This is a genomic window from Pseudomonas sp. LFM046 (assembly GCF_000949385.2).
Lineage (GTDB): Bacteria > Pseudomonadota > Gammaproteobacteria > Pseudomonadales > Pseudomonadaceae > Metapseudomonas.
In genome coordinates this window covers 790,920-806,837 of the sequence record NZ_JYKO02000001.1, presented here as the reverse complement: position 1 = coordinate 806,837, position 15,918 = coordinate 790,920, and the positions used below count along the sequence as shown (strand labels likewise).

At 62.2% G+C, this 15,918-nt stretch carries 11 protein-coding genes and 1 tRNA gene; 4 read left to right on the top strand and 8 right to left on the bottom strand.

Annotated features, from left to right (window positions below):
* Positions 1–10: 10 nt before the first annotated feature.
* Positions 11–2,014 carry an aminotransferase class I/II-fold pyridoxal phosphate-dependent enzyme gene (locus tag TQ98_RS28235; RefSeq protein WP_044872139.1) on the bottom strand — a complete coding sequence of 668 codons (2,004 nt, stop codon included), beginning with the start codon at positions 2,012–2,014 and terminating at the stop codon, positions 11–13.
* Between the two features lie 189 nt (positions 2,015–2,203).
* Here TQ98_RS28235 and TQ98_RS03830 point away from each other — a divergent pair, with 189 nt between their 5' ends.
* On the top strand, positions 2,204–3,025 hold the full coding sequence (locus tag TQ98_RS03830) for a TatD family hydrolase (protein ID WP_242443045.1): 822 nt from the start codon (positions 2,204–2,206) through the stop codon (positions 3,023–3,025).
* Between the two features lie 61 nt (positions 3,026–3,086).
* On the opposite strand, the gene TQ98_RS03825 is transcribed toward TQ98_RS03830, so the two are convergent.
* From TQ98_RS03825 to TQ98_RS03810, 4 genes are all read right to left on the bottom strand, one after another.
* Entirely contained in the window at positions 3,087–5,117 is a 2,031-nt protein-coding gene (locus TQ98_RS03825; RefSeq protein ID WP_044872140.1) for a methyl-accepting chemotaxis protein, read from the bottom strand.
* A gap of 246 nt (positions 5,118–5,363) precedes the next feature.
* The gene (ampE, locus tag TQ98_RS03820) at positions 5,364–6,200 is read right to left on the bottom strand and encodes a regulatory signaling modulator protein AmpE (RefSeq protein ID WP_044872141.1); all 837 of its coding nucleotides are present in this window, start codon (positions 6,198–6,200) and stop codon (positions 5,364–5,366) included.
* A 15-nt stretch (positions 6,201–6,215) separates the two neighbouring features.
* Complete coding sequence (ampD, locus tag TQ98_RS03815) at positions 6,216–6,764, bottom strand: 1,6-anhydro-N-acetylmuramyl-L-alanine amidase AmpD (RefSeq protein ID WP_044872142.1); 549 nt, start codon at positions 6,762–6,764, stop codon at positions 6,216–6,218.
* A 139-nt stretch (positions 6,765–6,903) separates the two neighbouring features.
* A complete protein-coding gene (locus TQ98_RS03810) occupies positions 6,904–9,174 on the bottom strand; it encodes a DUF1631 domain-containing protein (protein ID WP_044872143.1) in 2,271 nt (756 codons plus the stop codon).
* 322 nt (positions 9,175–9,496) lie between these two features.
* Here TQ98_RS03810 and nadC point away from each other — a divergent pair, with 322 nt between their 5' ends.
* A complete protein-coding gene (nadC, locus tag TQ98_RS03805) occupies positions 9,497–10,345 on the top strand; it encodes a carboxylating nicotinate-nucleotide diphosphorylase (RefSeq protein ID WP_044872144.1) in 849 nt (282 codons plus the stop codon).
* Between the two features lie 55 nt (positions 10,346–10,400).
* Here the strand turns inward: nadC and TQ98_RS03800 are convergent.
* The 3 genes from TQ98_RS03800 to TQ98_RS03790 form a co-directional block, all read right to left on the bottom strand.
* A tRNA-Thr gene (locus tag TQ98_RS03800) sits at positions 10,401–10,476 on the bottom strand.
* Between the two features lie 22 nt (positions 10,477–10,498).
* Positions 10,499–12,154, bottom strand: a complete 1,656-nt coding sequence (locus TQ98_RS03795; protein WP_044872145.1) for an O-antigen ligase family protein — start codon at positions 12,152–12,154, stop codon at positions 10,499–10,501.
* A gap of 56 nt (positions 12,155–12,210) precedes the next feature.
* A complete protein-coding gene (locus TQ98_RS03790) occupies positions 12,211–12,717 on the bottom strand; it encodes a pilin (protein ID WP_044872146.1) in 507 nt (168 codons plus the stop codon).
* 273 nt (positions 12,718–12,990) lie between these two features.
* On the opposite strand from TQ98_RS03790, the gene pilB reads away from it, so the two are divergent.
* The gene (gene pilB / locus TQ98_RS03785; protein ID WP_044872147.1) at positions 12,991–14,697 is read left to right on the top strand and encodes a type IV-A pilus assembly ATPase PilB; all 1,707 of its coding nucleotides are present in this window, start codon (positions 12,991–12,993) and stop codon (positions 14,695–14,697) included.
* A 2-nt stretch (positions 14,698–14,699) separates the two neighbouring features.
* A complete protein-coding gene (locus tag TQ98_RS03780) occupies positions 14,700–15,917 on the top strand; it encodes a type II secretion system F family protein (RefSeq protein WP_044872148.1) in 1,218 nt (405 codons plus the stop codon).
* Position 15,918: the final 1 nt, after the last annotated feature.

The following is a 15,918-nucleotide window of genomic DNA, read 5'->3' as shown; positions in this document are numbered from 1 at the left end:
GCGGCTGGGTTCAGCGATTCTGGTGAGCCGTGACGAACTGCCGGCAGCGCTCGCTGCGCGGACGCAGGAAGACCTCCTGCGGCGGGCCTTCCTCTTCGATCCGGCCCTGGTGGAGGAAGGCAACGTGGGTGGAAACGTCGCGGGCGAAGGCCATCTCGTGGGTCACCAGGATCATGGTGCGCCCCTCTTCGGCCAGGGAGCGGATCACCCGCAGCACTTCGCCGACCAGTTCCGGGTCCAGCGCCGAGGTGGGCTCGTCGAACAGCATCACCTTGGGCTCCACCGCCAGGGCGCGGGCGATGGCCACCCGCTGCTGCTGGCCACCGGAGAGGAAGGACGGGTACTCGTGACGCTTGGCCGCCAGACCGACCCGGTCCAGCAGTGCCTCGGCCCGCTCCAGGGCTTCGGCGCGACTTTCGCGCAGAACCTGGATGGGCGCTTCGATCAGGTTTTCCAGCACGGTGCGATGGGGCCAGAGGTTGAAGCTCTGGAACACCATGCCAAGACGCGAGCGGATGCGGGTCAGCTGCTTCTGGTCCGCCACGACCGGCTCGCCGATGCGGTTGGTGGTGAGACGGATGCTCTCGCCATCGACCGTCACCGTGCCTTGATTGGGAATCTCCAGCATGTTGATGCAGCGCAACAGGGTGCTCTTGCCGGAGCCGCTGGCGCCGATCAGTGAGACCACCCCGCCTTCCTGAGCAGTCAGCGACACCCCCTTGAGCACTTCGAACTGGCCGAAGCGCTTGTGGATGGAATCCACCTCCACCATCTTCGGACGCTCGACCTGTGCCGGCTGGCGTTCGGTCGGACGGGTCTGGATCACCTCGATGACCGGGCTCGGCTTCAGGCCGGCGGCAAAGCGGCGGATGCGCGCACAGGCGTCGGCCAACTGCTCTTCACCCAGGCTGTAGGACAGGCGCACGAAGCCTTCGGCGGCGGGACCGAAGGCCGCGGCATCCAGCACCGAAACGCCGGTTTCGCGGAACAGCTGCCAGGCGAAATCGAGGGAACTGAGACCACTGCCGCGCACATCCACCAGCACGAACATGCCGGCTTCCGGCTTCAGCACCTTGAGCGGTGCACAGCCTTCAAGTGCAGACACCACCAGGTCGCGGCGGCGCCGATAGAGCTCGCGCATCTCCGCGGTCACCTGGTCATAGGCGAGCACGGCGGTCAGCGCGGCCTCCTGCACGAAGCCGGGCAAGCCGTAGAGCACGTTCAGCGCCAGGTTTTCGATATGGGCCACCAGCTCGGGGCTGGCGATCACCCAGCCCGTGCGCCAGCCAGTCATGGCGTGGGACTTGGACAGGCTGCCGATACTCACCGTGCGCTCGCGCATCCCAGGTAGGGTGGCGAAGTAACGGTGGGACTGCTCGAACACCAGGCTTTCATAGACCTCGTCCACCACCACCCAAAGGTCATGCTGCTTCGCCAGATCGGCGATGACTTGCATTTCTTCAGCGCTGAGGACGGCGCCGGTGGGGTTGTTCGGGTTGGCAAAGAAGATCGCCCGGGTGCGCTCGCTGATGGCACCACGCAAGGCTTCAAGATCAGGGCGGAAGCCGCCCGCCGCTGGACAGGGCACCCGCACCAGGGTGGCGCCGGTGGCCTTAAGGGTGGCTTCGTAGGTGACATAGACCGGGTCGAAGACGATGACTTCGTCACCCGCTTCCAGCAGGCACATGGCAGCTGCGTAAAGACCGTTCTGTGCGCCCGCTACCAGGATGGCGCTGTCCGCCGTCACCGGCTGGCCGGTCAGGCGGCCGTGGAGTTCGGCGATGGCCTGGCGCAGCTCGGGGCGGCCGGCGACGTCGCAGTAATGGGTGTCGCCAGCCCGCAGGGCTTCGATGGCGGCATCGGTGATGGCTGCCGGGGTGGCGAAGTCCGGGTCGCCGATGCTGAGGACTATCACGTCCTCGCCTGCCCTCTGGGCGGCGATGGCCGCGTAGTGAATATCCCAGGCCGCTGTGCCTGGCCCTGCCATCCTGTCCACAAGCGAAGCGAAACGCATGTTCGAGCCCCATTGCAAAGGGTGGAATCCGGATCACTGACTGCATCGGCAAACCGGCGAGTGGCCCCAACATAGCCCAGCATGAACGAGTGTTCAATAGCGTTTTTTCAGGTCCTTTCCTGCCCCTGCCGCGTGCCCCGACGCAGAGCGGGTATGCCGGAAAATCCGTCCGTCGCCCGGGGAATGGACATGCCAGCCGCACCGCAGCGGTATATGCTGGCGACCATGCTGATCGACACGCACAACCACCTGGATTTCCCCGACTTCGATGCCGATCGCAGCGAGGTCCTGGCTCGCTGCCGCCAATTGGGCGTCCGACGCCAGGTGCTGCTCGGGGTGTTCCAGGAGAACTGGCAGCGGATCTGGGACCTGGCCAACACCGAGGACGGATTCTTCATCGCCTTTGGCTTGCACCCGGTGTATCTGGCCCAGCATCGCGCCGAGCATCTGCTGGAACTGCGCAACCTGCTGGAACGCTACGCGGACCACCCCAAGCTCTGTGCGGTGGGTGAGTTCGGCCTGGACTATTTCATCCCCGAACTGGATCGCGACGAACAGCAACGCCTGTTCGAGGCCCAGTTGGCCCTCGCAGCGGAATTCGAATTACCGGTGCTGTTGCACGTGCGGCGCAGCCATGCAGCCGTGATCGCCACCTTGAAGCGCTTTCGCCTCAAGCGTGCCGGCATCGTTCACGCCTTCGCCGGCAGCGTCGAAGACGCCAAGGAGTACCGCAAACTGGGATTCCGCCTCGGCCTCGGGGGCGCACCCACCTGGCCCCAGGCCAACCGCCTGCGCAAGGTGGTGGCGCAGCTGCCGCTGGAATCCATCGTCCTGGAGACCGACTCCCCGGACATGGCGCCGGCCATGCATCCCTACGGGCGCAACAGCCCGGAGTTCCTGCCGGACATCTGCACGGCATTGGCAGAGATTCGCGGCGTGACGCCCGAAGAACTGGCTGAGGCGAGTACGCGGAATGCGTGCGATGTATTCGGGTGGGACATTCCCTTGTAGGGGCGATTCACCCGTACACAAAAAAGCCCGCCGATTGGCGGGCTTTTTTTAGCGCAGGGAATCAGACACGGAAGGCGCCGATCAGTTGCTTGAGCTGCGCCACCTGGCCGGACAATTCGCGGCTGGCTTTTTCAGTCTGGTTCGCGCCCTCGGCAGTGCGCTCGCCGGCATGGTTGATCTCGACGATGTTCTGGTCGATGTCATGGGCCACGGCGGTCTGCTGCTCGGCCGCAGCGGCGATCTGCTGGTTCTGGTCGACGATCTGCCCCACCGCGCCGAGGATGTTCTCCAGCGCCGCCTGCACCTTGCCGGACTGGCTGACGGTGCCGTCGGCCATCTGGTGGCTGGCGTTCATCGCCTTCACTGCCGCGCCGACGCCGCCCTGGAGCTTGGCGATCATCTGCTCGATCTCTTCGGTGGACTGCTGGGTGCGCTTGGCCAGGGTGCGCACCTCGTCCGCCACCACAGCAAAGCCCCGGCCCTGCTCACCGGCACGGGCAGCCTCGATGGCGGCGTTCAGCGCCAGCAGGTTGGTCTGCTCGGCAATGCCCTTGATCACTTCCAGCACCCGACTGATGGAGGCGCTGTCGGCGGCCAGTTGGTTGATCACCGCCATCGACTGGTCGATCCCGCTGGCCAGACGCTCGATGCTGCCCAGTTGCGACTCCACCAGGGCGCGGCCGCTCACGGTTTCCTGATTGACGCTGTGGGCGCTGCCCACGGCTGCCGCAGCGCTGCGCGCCACTTCCTGGGCGGTGGCGGACATCTGGTTCATGGCCGTAGCCACCTGCTCGATCTGGCTGCGTTGACCTGCCACCGCCAGGTTGCTCTCACCGGATACCTGCTCCACGCGGCCAGCCTGGCGCTCGACTTCGACCACCGTGTGGCCCACCAGCTCGATCAGGTCGTGGATCTTCGCCACGGTGCCGTTGAACACCTGGCCCAGCTCGCCCAACTCGTCGCGGCTTTCAGCACGGAAGTTGACGGTCATGTCGCCGGCGGCCACTTCATCCATCACCTTGCCCAGACGCGCCAGGGTGGTACGGGTCGAAACGTAGAAGCCGCTGTAGAGATAGACGATGGAAATGAACACCACCAGCAGCGCGACTACCAGCAGCACGGTCTGCGTGCGCTTGCCGGCCAGACGGCTTTCCAGCTCGGCCTTGAGGAAGGCGAGGGAGCCGTCGTTGAGCTGATAGGTCTTGTCCAGCGCAACGCTCACCTGGTCGTAGAACTGCTGCCAGGGGGTGTTGAGGGTGTCGGCCATGATGACCTTTTCCTCGAAGAGCGTGGCGCTGTGCTTGATGGTGTCGCGGCTGGCGGTGGTCAGACCGTCCAGGGCCTGGTGGGCACGCGGGCTGCCTTCGAGGGCATCGGCGATCCTCAGGCCGTACTCGGCATTGAGCTTGTCCAGGTCCAGCAGTAGATCGTCCAGCTTGGTGCTGGCTGCGGAGTTGAGGAACCCCTGGCCAAGGGAGTAAGCGCCGACAGCGCGGCCTTTGCCCAGGGCCCGGGTCACTTCGGGGGTGGCGGTGGTGACCAGTTCGGTGATCTGGCGTACGTCGGACTGGTCATCCTGGCTGAGGCCGGACTGGGCGGCGACGAACTTGATGAACACCTGGGCGTTGCCCAGAAGCTTCTCGATCATCGCGCTCTTGCTCTGCAGGGAAGTTTCGCCCTTGGCTGCCTGCAGAGCGGTCATCAGCTCGTCCCGCTTGGCATTGAAGGCCTCGACCTGTTCCGGCTCGGTGACGACCGGCGCGAGATTCTGCAGGGTGGAGAGCAGCTCCTGCTCCAGGGCGACGATGCGCTTTTCCAGGTCGCCGGACTGACCCGACTGGCCGATCATCGAGTTGATCAGCACCAGGTCGTTGAGGCTCTCCAGGCTGCGCCGCGCGTGAAGGCTGGAGCCAAGGAGATCGAGGCTTTTCAGCTCGGAGCGGGTGCTGACGAATTGCCGGTAGGAGTCGCGCACCAGATAGAAGTTGGTGATCAACATCGGCAGGAAGAACAGAACGCTGATCAGACTGAACTTCATGCCGAAGCTGAGGCGGTTCATCAGCGCGATAGCAGGATACAACAGGGTCTTCACAAGACACCTCCTGTTCTCATTTATTGTTATGGGCGCGCCTGATTCACTGACAAGGCATGCGATACGGGCGTTACAGCATCTCCCACCACCCGGCGACTGCCCGGCTCAATCAGGCTTTTCTGTGAGCAAAGTCAGAGTTTTCTGGCGCGTCCGTCTGTGTACCTGATATCGACCAGAGTTTCTGTAACTAAAGGTTAAGAAAGGCGGGACCCGCCCGGCGGCAGTGCCGGGCAGGCGAAGAGGGATTCAGAACAGCAGGGTCCAGACAGCGAAGCCGGCGTACCAGAGCACCGCCGCACGTACCAGCAATTGCCAGAGGGCATCCAGGGTCGCGACGCCGGCGTCCCCGGTGACAGGCTCAGGTACCTCCGCGGCGGCGCGACCGGCCAGTTCGATATAGCTCCGGGCCGAGATTTCCCAGCTCAGCAATTCATGCAGCAACACCCGGCTGACGCCGACGAAGTTGCCCACCAGCGAGAAGCTCGCGGCCAGCACCCGCACCGGAAGCCAGTCGAATGCATGGCGAATCATCTCCGCCCGCTCCCGCAAGGCCGGTGCAACAGCATGCTCGCTGACCAGGGCCAGGAGGCGATACGCCAGGGCCGCCACCGGCCCAAGCAACGCGTACCAGAAGATCACCGCGAAGAATCCCTGGTAGGCCTGCCAGAGCTGATACCTCTGAACCTGCCGCAGGAGGTCGCCACCCTCCTCCGCTTCGAGGCCGAGGTCGCGCTCCGCGACGTGATAGGCGCCCTGGGTGTCGCCGCGCCGCCAGGCATCCCGGAAGGGGCCGATATCAGCCATCACATCGCCGCGCCCCAGGCTGTAGATGATCACCAGCAGGTGAACAGGAAGCGCCAGCCAGCCATAGGCCACCGGCTCGAGGGCCAGCAGGACCAGCGCCAGCAGCACCAAGGGCAACAGCACCAGCATGGCCAGGACCGCCCAGGGGCGATCGGCGAATCGCGGCTTGGTCTCGGCCTTGGCCAGCTCCCGGAGCAGGAACCCGTCCTGCTGGATATGCCAGCGCCACGCGGAGAACTTCTCGATCCAGAGCACCATCAACAGCACCAGAAAATACATGGGTCCCTCCTTGTCCTAAGGTGCCAGGGCGCCTCGCAGGCGCGCCCAATCGAATTTGGGGCCCGGGTCGGTCTTGCGGCCCGGGGCGATATCGCTATGACCGCAGATGCGCGCCGGTGTGATGGCCGGGTACGCGCAACGCAACTGCTCCACCAGGGAGATCAATGCAGCGTACTGGAGTTCCGTGAACGCCTGATCGTCGGTGCCTTCCAGCTCGATGCCGAGGGAAAAGTCGTTGCAGTTCTCCCGGCCTTCGAACAGGGAGACGCCGGCGTGCCAGGCCCTTTCATTGCAAGAGACGAACTGGGTGACGGCGCCATCGCGCTCGATCAGGAAATGCGCGGACACCTTGAGGTCACGAATGCCCTGGAAGTAGGGATGCTCGTCCGGGTCCAGGCGGTTCTGGAAGAATTCCTTCACCTTCCCCGTGCCGAACTGGCCGGGCGGCAGGCTGATGTTGTGGATCACCAGCAGGGAAACCTCTCCCTGCGGGCGACAATTGAAGTTGGGCGATGGGCAATGGCTGATGCCCTGGCACCAACCGGATGCGGGGTCCAACTGCATGGCGGCTCCTTGGTCTGCTGCCCACTTTAGGCGCAGTGGAGCCATTTTAGCGAGGGGCTGGCAACCAGGCTCGCCGAACGAAGGGGCGGCTGACGCGTCGCTCAACTACATCCGGCAAGCGGATGCAGGCTGATTCGGCTCAAGCTCCCTTGAGCCGCCGCAGGTTGCCGATCACCGACTCCAGGGCGCGGTCGAACAGCAGGGCATCATCCAGCAGGCGGATCGCACTACGGCGGAACTCCACCGCCAAGCCCATGCGGGTCTTCTCCAGCACTTTCATGCCAGTACGGTTGACGAAGATGTACTTGCCGGTGGGCTTGATCAGCGCCGCCAGCTTGCAACGCAGCTTGTGCTCTTCGTCTTCCTGGAACTCGACCCAGCTGCCGACCCGCAGGTGATCGACGAAGCCCAGGGCCTCCTCATCATCCGCCAGGCTGATTTCGGGCTCCTGCGCCTGCGCTTCGCCGGGCGCAATCAGGACGATTTCCTCCACCACAGCCACCATGACGGGGGCTGCCTCCTCTTCGGGCGCGGACTCCGTCGGCAGGTCGAGCAGCAGCGGCGGAGACTCCAGGCCGTCGTCGGCGACTTCTACCGGCTCCGGCTTGCGGAAGCGCTGGAAGGCCTGGACATGAAGGGCCTCCAGCTGGCTGAAGAATTCACTGGTGGCAAAAGGATCGAAGGCGGCGCTGGCCAAGCCATCGCGCAGGGACTTGAGCAGACCGGGAACGAGCTCCAGCAGACGGGCGCGGGCTTCCGGCGCCTCATGGGGTTCCACACTCCAGACCAGGTCATCCATGGTCTGCAGGGCGGCCCGCCATTCTTCCGACTCCGCGCCATGCTTGAGGCAGACCAGGAGCAGTACCTTGCTCCAGGCTTCCTGCAACAGGCGCACCACCACTTCCGGCAGCGTGCGGCCCAGAAGGCGCTGGTTGAGGGCGTCTTCCACCTGCTTGCGCGCGAGCTCCGCCTTGGCGCGGCCTTCCTCGGCATCGCGGGTGCGCTGTTCCAGCAGCTCGCTGCGACGACGCTCATCGCCGGTGTAGGCGACGAACTCGGCCAGCAGTTCGGAGAAGATCGCCGGGTCATCGACGAAATCATTCAGCAGACGCTGCACCACCTGATCGATACGGTGGTAGAGGCTGTCGCGCTGGACATCGTCCTGCTCCACCCACCCCAGAGCAGCCGAAGCGATCTCGTTGAGCAGGCGTCGTGCCGGATGGCTGCCACGACTGAAGAACGTCCTGTCCAGCAAGGCGATCTTGAGCATGGGGATCTGCATCCGGCCAATCAGGGCCTTGAGCGAATCCGGCAAGGTACGGTCGTCGAGGATGAACTCGAAAAGCATGGCAACCAGGTTGATGACGTCGTCGTCCACCTGCCCCACCACCCGCGTACGGCCGCTACGGGCACTGGCACGGCTCAGCAGCTGGTCGAGGTTGACGCGCAGGTCGTAGTCGTCTCCGGCCTGCTGCGGCAGGCGTTGCTGCAGGTGGGACAGCAGGCGCATCAGGTCGACGCTGCTGACAGGAACCGCGTCAGATGGATGCTCCCGGCGCGGCAGCACAGTGCCACGCGCTTGGGACAGCAGATCCTGGAGCGCGCCGAACACTTCCTGCGCGCCCCCTTCGAGGGGTTGGCCGCCTTCAGCAGCGGGCTGGGCCTCACTCGGCCGTGCCGTGGAGCTAGCGCGTACTTGCGGTTGGCGTACCGGCGCCGAACGCAGCTCCGGCAACACGCCTGCGGCGACCAGCAACTGGTTGGCCACGGCGTAGAACTGGTCCAGTTCGGAAAGGACGTACTTCTCGAACAGCTTGAGGATGATTAGCTTGACCTTGATCTCCACGCCCAGGCTGCGGCAGGCGTCGAGGAAGGATTCGCACAACTGGCGAGGGCCCAGGGGATTGGACCGGTCTTCGATCTTCTTGCTGACAAGGGTGTTGAGGCGGGCGGTCAGGTGACCCAGGGCGATGCCGTCGCGGTTCATCACCTTGGCGACCATGGCATCCAGGGCCACGGTTTCTTCAAGCTCGTCGTTCTGCACCAAGGACAGGCTGTCAAAGGACACGGCGTCCAGCTTGGGAGCACTACCTATCTCGTATTGGCTGAGGGCGGAAAATGACTCCAGGACCTTCTGCAGGAAGGTCCGCTCGATGCTCTTGCGCTTGAGACGCAGGTCACGCATCGCCTCGAAGAAGGCATTCTGCTCGGCATTGGTGGTGGCGCGGTCAGCCATCTCGAAGAGGGTGTCGTCCGCATTGTCGAACAGCCCCTGCAGCGTCTGCTTCAGCTGCAATGCCGCTTTGTCACGCACCTGGATAAGGGCCACGGGCAGCCTTCCTACCGCAGAGGTTGGCGTTTGCTGGGCGGCTGCCTTGGTAAGCGGCACCACCTTAGCGTCGGTCTGCATCACGAGCCTCCCGCAGGCCGCGCCCTTTCCGAGGGCGTACCTGGCCGCAATTCGATCGTTGGGAGTCATCCATAACGTCAAGCATCTGGCGTCAAAATAGAAATGTTCGAGGTCATTATAGGGATGCTGCTGTGACAACCAAGCGGACTTTTCCTACAGACATGAATCAATTCACAGATGCAGGGGAAACAGCCGACAGACGCACAGCGACCACGACCCTCTCTCTGACGGTCTAGCAGAAAGCACAGGTCGCCGGTCATCGGCACTGCGCCGGTCGTCGGCAGCCTTTATAATCGCCGCCATTCTGCTTGCGGAGCCCACCATGCCCAACCTCCTCCTCGCCGACCTCATTGCCGAAATCGAGGCCAACGTACGCGTCGCCCTCAAGGAAGACATCGGTAGCGGCGACATCACCGCCCAGCTCATTCCCGACAACCGCCAGGCCCGCGCCACGGTAATCACCCGCGAAGCCGCCATCATCGCCGGCACTGCCTGGGTGGACGAAGTCTTCCGCCAGCTCGACCCGCGCGTGAAGGTGGACTGGCAGGTAAAAGATGGCCAGCGCGCCGAAGCCAACCAAGCGCTCTTCCACCTCGAAGGTCCGGCCCGGGCGCTGTTGAGCGGCGAGCGCAGCGCGCTGAACTTCCTCCAGTGCCTGTCGGGCGTCGCCACCCGCGTCGGCCACTATGTGGAGCTGGTCAAAGGCACCCAGGTGAAGCTGCTCGACACCCGCAAGACCCTGCCCGGCCTGCGCCTGGCCCAGAAGTATGCCGTGACCTGCGGCGGCGGCCACAACCACCGCATCGGCCTGTACGACGCCTTCCTCATCAAGGAAAACCACATCGCGGCCTCCGGCGGCATCGCCCAGGCCATCGAAGCGGCCCACCGCATCGCCCCCGGCAAGCCCGTGGAGGTAGAGGTGGAAAGCCTGGATGAACTCCAGCAGGCCCTGGACGCTGGCGCCGACATCATCATGCTCGACGAACTCAGCCTCGACGACATGCGCACCGCCGTCACCCTCACCGCTGGCCGCGCCAAGCTGGAAGCCTCCGGCGGTGTCAACGAGACCACCCTGCGCACCATCGCCGAAACGGGCGTCGACTACGTCTCCATTGGCACCCTGACCAAGGACGTCAAGGCCATCGACCTGTCGATGCGCCTCAGCCTCTGACCGAATTGCGGCCAACAAAAAGCCCCGCATCATGCGGGGCTTTTTGCTTGGATCATGGTGCCGGTAAGAGGAATCGAACCCCCGACCTTCTCATTACGAATGAGCTGCTCTACCGACTGAGCTACACCGGCGGCGTGCGCAACCTTGCCATTTTCAGTTGAGACCTTCAAGCCTCCGATTGAGCTCGGCATAACCCGGCTCATTCCGCTGAGCATTCTGCAAGGTGACCTTCACCTCTTCGAAGGAGCGCGGGCCATATATCGACCTGAGCCGTCGAAGCACGTCTACCGAATCGTCGACCCGTCCGTTCAACGCCAACGCCTGTGCGTATCGATAAAGGGACGGAATGTAGGGATATCGGAAGGCAACCTTGCGCATCCCATCCATTTGAACCTCCGGAATATCGGACCGTGGCACAGCGCGCGCCAGGCTGTTCATTTCAGCCAGCTGGGTAAGTAGATGTACTTCGGGGATTGCCCCTGGGGCATTGGAACTGCCAATTCTCGCCAGTTCGAATCGCAGCATCCGGTGATCGTCTTCCATCAGACGGTATTCCCGCCAGACAGACGACATCAGGAAGAGCGCGATACACCATGCCGCCGCAGTCGAATATCGAGGCAAGGAAAGCGCCCACACCCCATGCTGCTCTTCAAGGATCCCCAGGATAAAGAACAGCGGAAAGAGGAAATAGGCATACTCGAGGGGATACTCCAGCATCCCATGCAGCGTTATCGCCCCCACGCACATCATGAGATAGACCGCGCCTAGGGATGTAGCCTTCACGGCAAGCGTGATCAGCCTCCAGAACCAGAAAGCGATAACCACTGAACCTATTGCCGGCCCGAACCACAACAGAATATCCAGAACGATATTGTGCGTATGCAAACTCAGCATCTGCACGGGATAGGCAATGGATGACTCGACTTGAGCGACGGCGACCTGGCCAGCCCCATACCCCAACTGCGGCGATTCGGAAATCGCATGCCAGGCCTGGCCCCAGAGCGCCATCCGCTGCATTGCCGACGCCCGTTCCATGAAATCCAACTCATGACCTGGCTCGATCAACCGCAGGAAAACCGCAAGGTCCGAAACCCAGATCGATCCCGCCATCAGGAACAAGAACAGCCCCGCCACGGAAGCGGGCGAAATCACGCTGCGCCTTCCCATCTTGACGAACCACCAGACGGCAAACGCAAGAAAGCACAGCCAAGCGGTACGGGACTGCGTAAGGATCACGCCCAGCAAGAGGAATATTAGCCACGGCGTGGAACTCCACGTCGAAATTCGGTTGCCCTGTCGCAAGAAGAAGATCGAGGCGATGCCCAGCATCAGCAGCGTCGCCAAGTGATTGCTCTGTGCCAGATTGGCGGTAACCCGTTGACCTGCACCGGAAATCAACACCATCAGACTGTCAATCACATCGAACCACTGTGCGATAGCGATTGCGCAGGATGCACTGGCGGTCAGTGCGAACGTCCAGGCCAGGGCATGCAGGATGGACTCATCGTGGCGGATTGAAGCCGCTCGCCCCAGCATCGCAGCCAATGCGGCCGCCAGGAGATAGCACGTGAACAGCAGTGCATCTCCGGAAAAATAAACGATATCCAGTTTCCACTGAATGAAGGGGACCGCCCCCAACAGAATCATGAGGATTCCGGAAATTCCCACTTTCAATCTCTGCCCCATCAGCCAGAGCCACGCAGAAACCAGAAACCCGAAAGCGAGGTATTCGCTGTAGAAGCTCATCCACGGCAGGTAATGGTTTGGGATCAGAAAGGACAGAGAAAGCAGAAAAAGCGGGAGAATCATTATCTCGCCTCAAAAAAAAACGGTGCCCCGCAGGGGGCACCGTCCGGGAGTCTCGCTTACTGAGCGAGGTAGCCGTTTTCCGGGGCAGTGGTGTAGTTCGTGCTGCACGAGCCGGGAAGAATCTTCAGTACAGCAGCGGAGCTACCACCGCAGTTCCAGCTGGATACGGCGTCACCCAGATCGCCGTTGGCAGCGGCAGACATCGCGGTACCGCCAGAGCTGATCGGTACCAGGTAGACAAACTTGCCATCGATGGCGGCGTCGCCGAAGCCGCGAATGGTCACGCGAATGGAACCATTGGGGGCAGACGCCACCTGGGAAACGTACTTGGTGCTACCGCCAGAAATTTCGCAACCCCAGTTACCCGCGCCCGGTGCGCTGGTCAGGGTCTGATACTTTTCGGTAACGGTGGTGCGGCATGCACTGGCAGCCAGAGTCACTTCGGACATCTTGGCCTTGCGGGTGTAATCCTGGTAGGCCGGCAGGGCCACTGCGGCCAGGATGCCGATGATCGCGACCACGATCATCAATTCAATCAGGGTAAAGCCTTTTTGTGCCTTCATTATTTGATCCTCAAATGGGGTAGGCCAGTTGCCTGATAAACCTCAAGCGAAGGGCGTGCCAACTTTCCGAAATTCCCCCGAGTTACTGCCGGACAACGATGAAATTCGTCGAGGCCACCATAACGGCAGGTCAATTCGGATCGCCGAACATATTGTCCGCACCTCCATTTACAGCCACTAACTGCCATTTTTCGTCACCTAGCCAACACCTATTTGGCGCCACAGATCAACTACGTTATAAGGCAGAGCCACAATCGCAGACTGACGCGCCCCATGAACGAGACCGCCCCGACGCTATCCGGCCTGGCCAAACAACTGGTGCTGACCAACCTGCTTGATGAGCGGAGCGCCCTGCAGGCCCATACCCAGGCGCAGCGCAACAAGATTCCGCTGATCACCTACCTCGTGCAGAACAAGCTGCTGAAAAGCCGCGACCTGGCAGAGATGGCGGCTGAGCAGTTCGGGGTGGCCTTTCTTGACCTGTCCAGCATTGATAAGGAATCCCAGCCCAGGGAACTGGTCAGCGAAAAGCTGATTCGCCAACACCGGGCCCTACCCCTCTGGCGCCGGGGCAACAAGCTGTTCGTCGCCATTTCCGATCCCACCAATCACCAGGCCGTCACCGATATCCAGTTCAGCACTGGCCTGAATACGGAAGCGATCCTGGTCGAAGACGACAAGCTCGGCGATGCCATCGAGAAGTTCTTCGACAGCGCAACCAGCGGCATGGAAGAACTGGGCGATGTGGACCTGGACGGCCTCGATATCGCGGCAGTGGATGACGAAAAGCAGGAAAGCTCAGGCGGCAACGAAGCGGATGACGCGCCAGTGGTGCGCTTCGTCAACAAGATGCTGCTTGACGCCATCCGCGGCGGTTCTTCGGACTTGCACTTCGAACCGTACGAACGCACCTACCGCGTTCGTTTCCGCACCGACGGCATGCTCCATGAGGTGGCCAAGCCGCCGATTCAGCTAGCCAGCCGCATCTCTGCCCGACTCAAGGTGATGGCGGCCCTGGACATCTCCGAGCGCCGCAAGCCCCAGGACGGGAGGATCAAGATGAAGATTTCCAAGACGAAATCTATCGACTTCCGCGTCAACACGCTGCCTACCCTCTGGGGCGAGAAGATCGTGATGCGTATCCTCGACCCCACCAGCGCGCAGATGGGCATCGACTCGCTCGGTTACGAAGAAGCGCAGAAGGAGCTTTACCTCGCCGCCCTGAAGCAACCCCAGGGCATGATCCTGGTGACCGGCCCCACAGGCTCGGGCAAGACCGTCTCGCTCTATACCGGCCTGAATATCCTCAACACCGTGGATATCAATATTTCCACGGCGGAGGACCCGGTGGAGATCAACCTTGAGGGCGTCAACCAGGTCAACGTCAATCCGAAACAGGGCATGGACTTCGCCCAGGCCCTGCGCGCGTTCCTGCGCCAGGACCCGGATGTGATCATGGTGGGCGAGATCCGGGACCTGGAAACGGCCGAGATCGCCATCAAGGCTGCCCAGACCGGCCACATGGTGCTGTCCACCCTGCACACCAACAGCGCCGCAGAAACCCTGACCCGCCTGCGCAACATGGGGGTGCCCGCCTTCAATATCGCCACCTCGGTGAACCTGATCATCGCCCAGCGCCTGGCACGCAAGTTGTGTTCCCATTGCAAGAAAGAGCTGAACGTACCACGGGAGGCCCTGATCGAAGAGGGCTTTCCGGAAGAGCGAATTGGCAGCTTCAAGCTCTACGGCCCGACCGGTTGCGAGAATTGCAATCAGGGATACAAGGGCCGAGTTGGTATTTATGAAGTGGTTAAAATCACGCCAGCGATGCAGCAGCTTATTATGGAGGAAGGCAACTCCATCCAGATCGCCCAGCAGGCGCGCCGTGATGGCTTCAATGACCTGCGAACCTCGGGACTGGTGAAAGCCATGAGTGGCATCACTAGCCTGGAGGAAGTCAACCGCGTGACCAAGGATTAACCATGGCGGAAAAAGCGCTTAAAACAATGACTTTCGCCTGGGAAGGCACCGACAAGAAGGGCTCCAAGGTCAGGGGCGAGATCTCCGGCCAGAACCCGGCGCTGGTCAAGGCACAGCTTCGCAAACAGGGCATCAATCCGACCAAGGTGCGCAAGAAGTCCGCCTCCTTTCTGAGCGCTGGGAAGAAAATCAAGCCTCTGGACATCGCCCTGTTCACCCGCCAGATGGCCACCATGATGAAATCGGGCGTGCCACTGATGCAGTCCTTCGACATCATCGGCGAAGGTGTCGAGAAGCCGGCCATGCGCACGCTGGTAAACGACATCAAACAGGAGGTCGCCGCAGGCAACAGCCTGGCCAACTCCCTGCGCAAACAGCCAATTTATTTCGACGAGCTCTACTGCAACCTGGTGGACTCCGGCGAGCAGGCGGGCGCACTGGAAACCCTGCTGGACCGTATCGCCACTTACAAGGAGAAAACCGAAGCGCTGAAAGGCAAGATCAAGAAGGCGATGAACTATCCCATCGCCGTGATCGTGGTGGCGATCATCGTGTCCGCCATCCTGCTGATCAAGGTGGTGCCTCAGTTCCAGTCGGTCTTCGCGAACTTCGGCGCCGAGCTTCCCGCGTTCACGCTGATGGTCATTGGGCTATCCGAGATCTTGCAGGAATGGTGGTTCATCGTCCTTCTAGGCTTCTTCGCTATCGGTTTCCTGGTCCAGCAAAGCCACAGAAAATCCGAGAAATTCCGCGACTGGGTCGACCGCACCGTCCTCAAAATCCCCGTGGTCGGCGACATTCTCTACAAATCAGCCGTGGCCCGTTTCGCCCGCACCCTGGCCACCACCTTCGCCGCCGGCGTGCCCTTGGTGGATGCCCTCGACTCGGTGGCCGGTGCCAGCGGCAATATCGTATTCAAGACTGCGGTACTCAAGATCAAGCAGGACGTCTCTACCGGCATGCAATTGAACTTCTCCATGCGCACCACTGGAGTATTCCCGTCCATGGCCGTACAGATGACCGCCATCGGCGAGGAGTCCGGCGCCCTGGACGATATGCTCGACAAGGTCGCCAGCTTCTACGAGGCCGAGGTGGATAACGCCGTCGACGGCCTGACCGCCCTGATGGAGCCCATGATCATGGCGGTCCTCGGCGTGCTGGTCGGCGGCCTGATCATTGCCATGTACCTGCCCATCTTCCAACTCGGCAACGTCGTCTAAC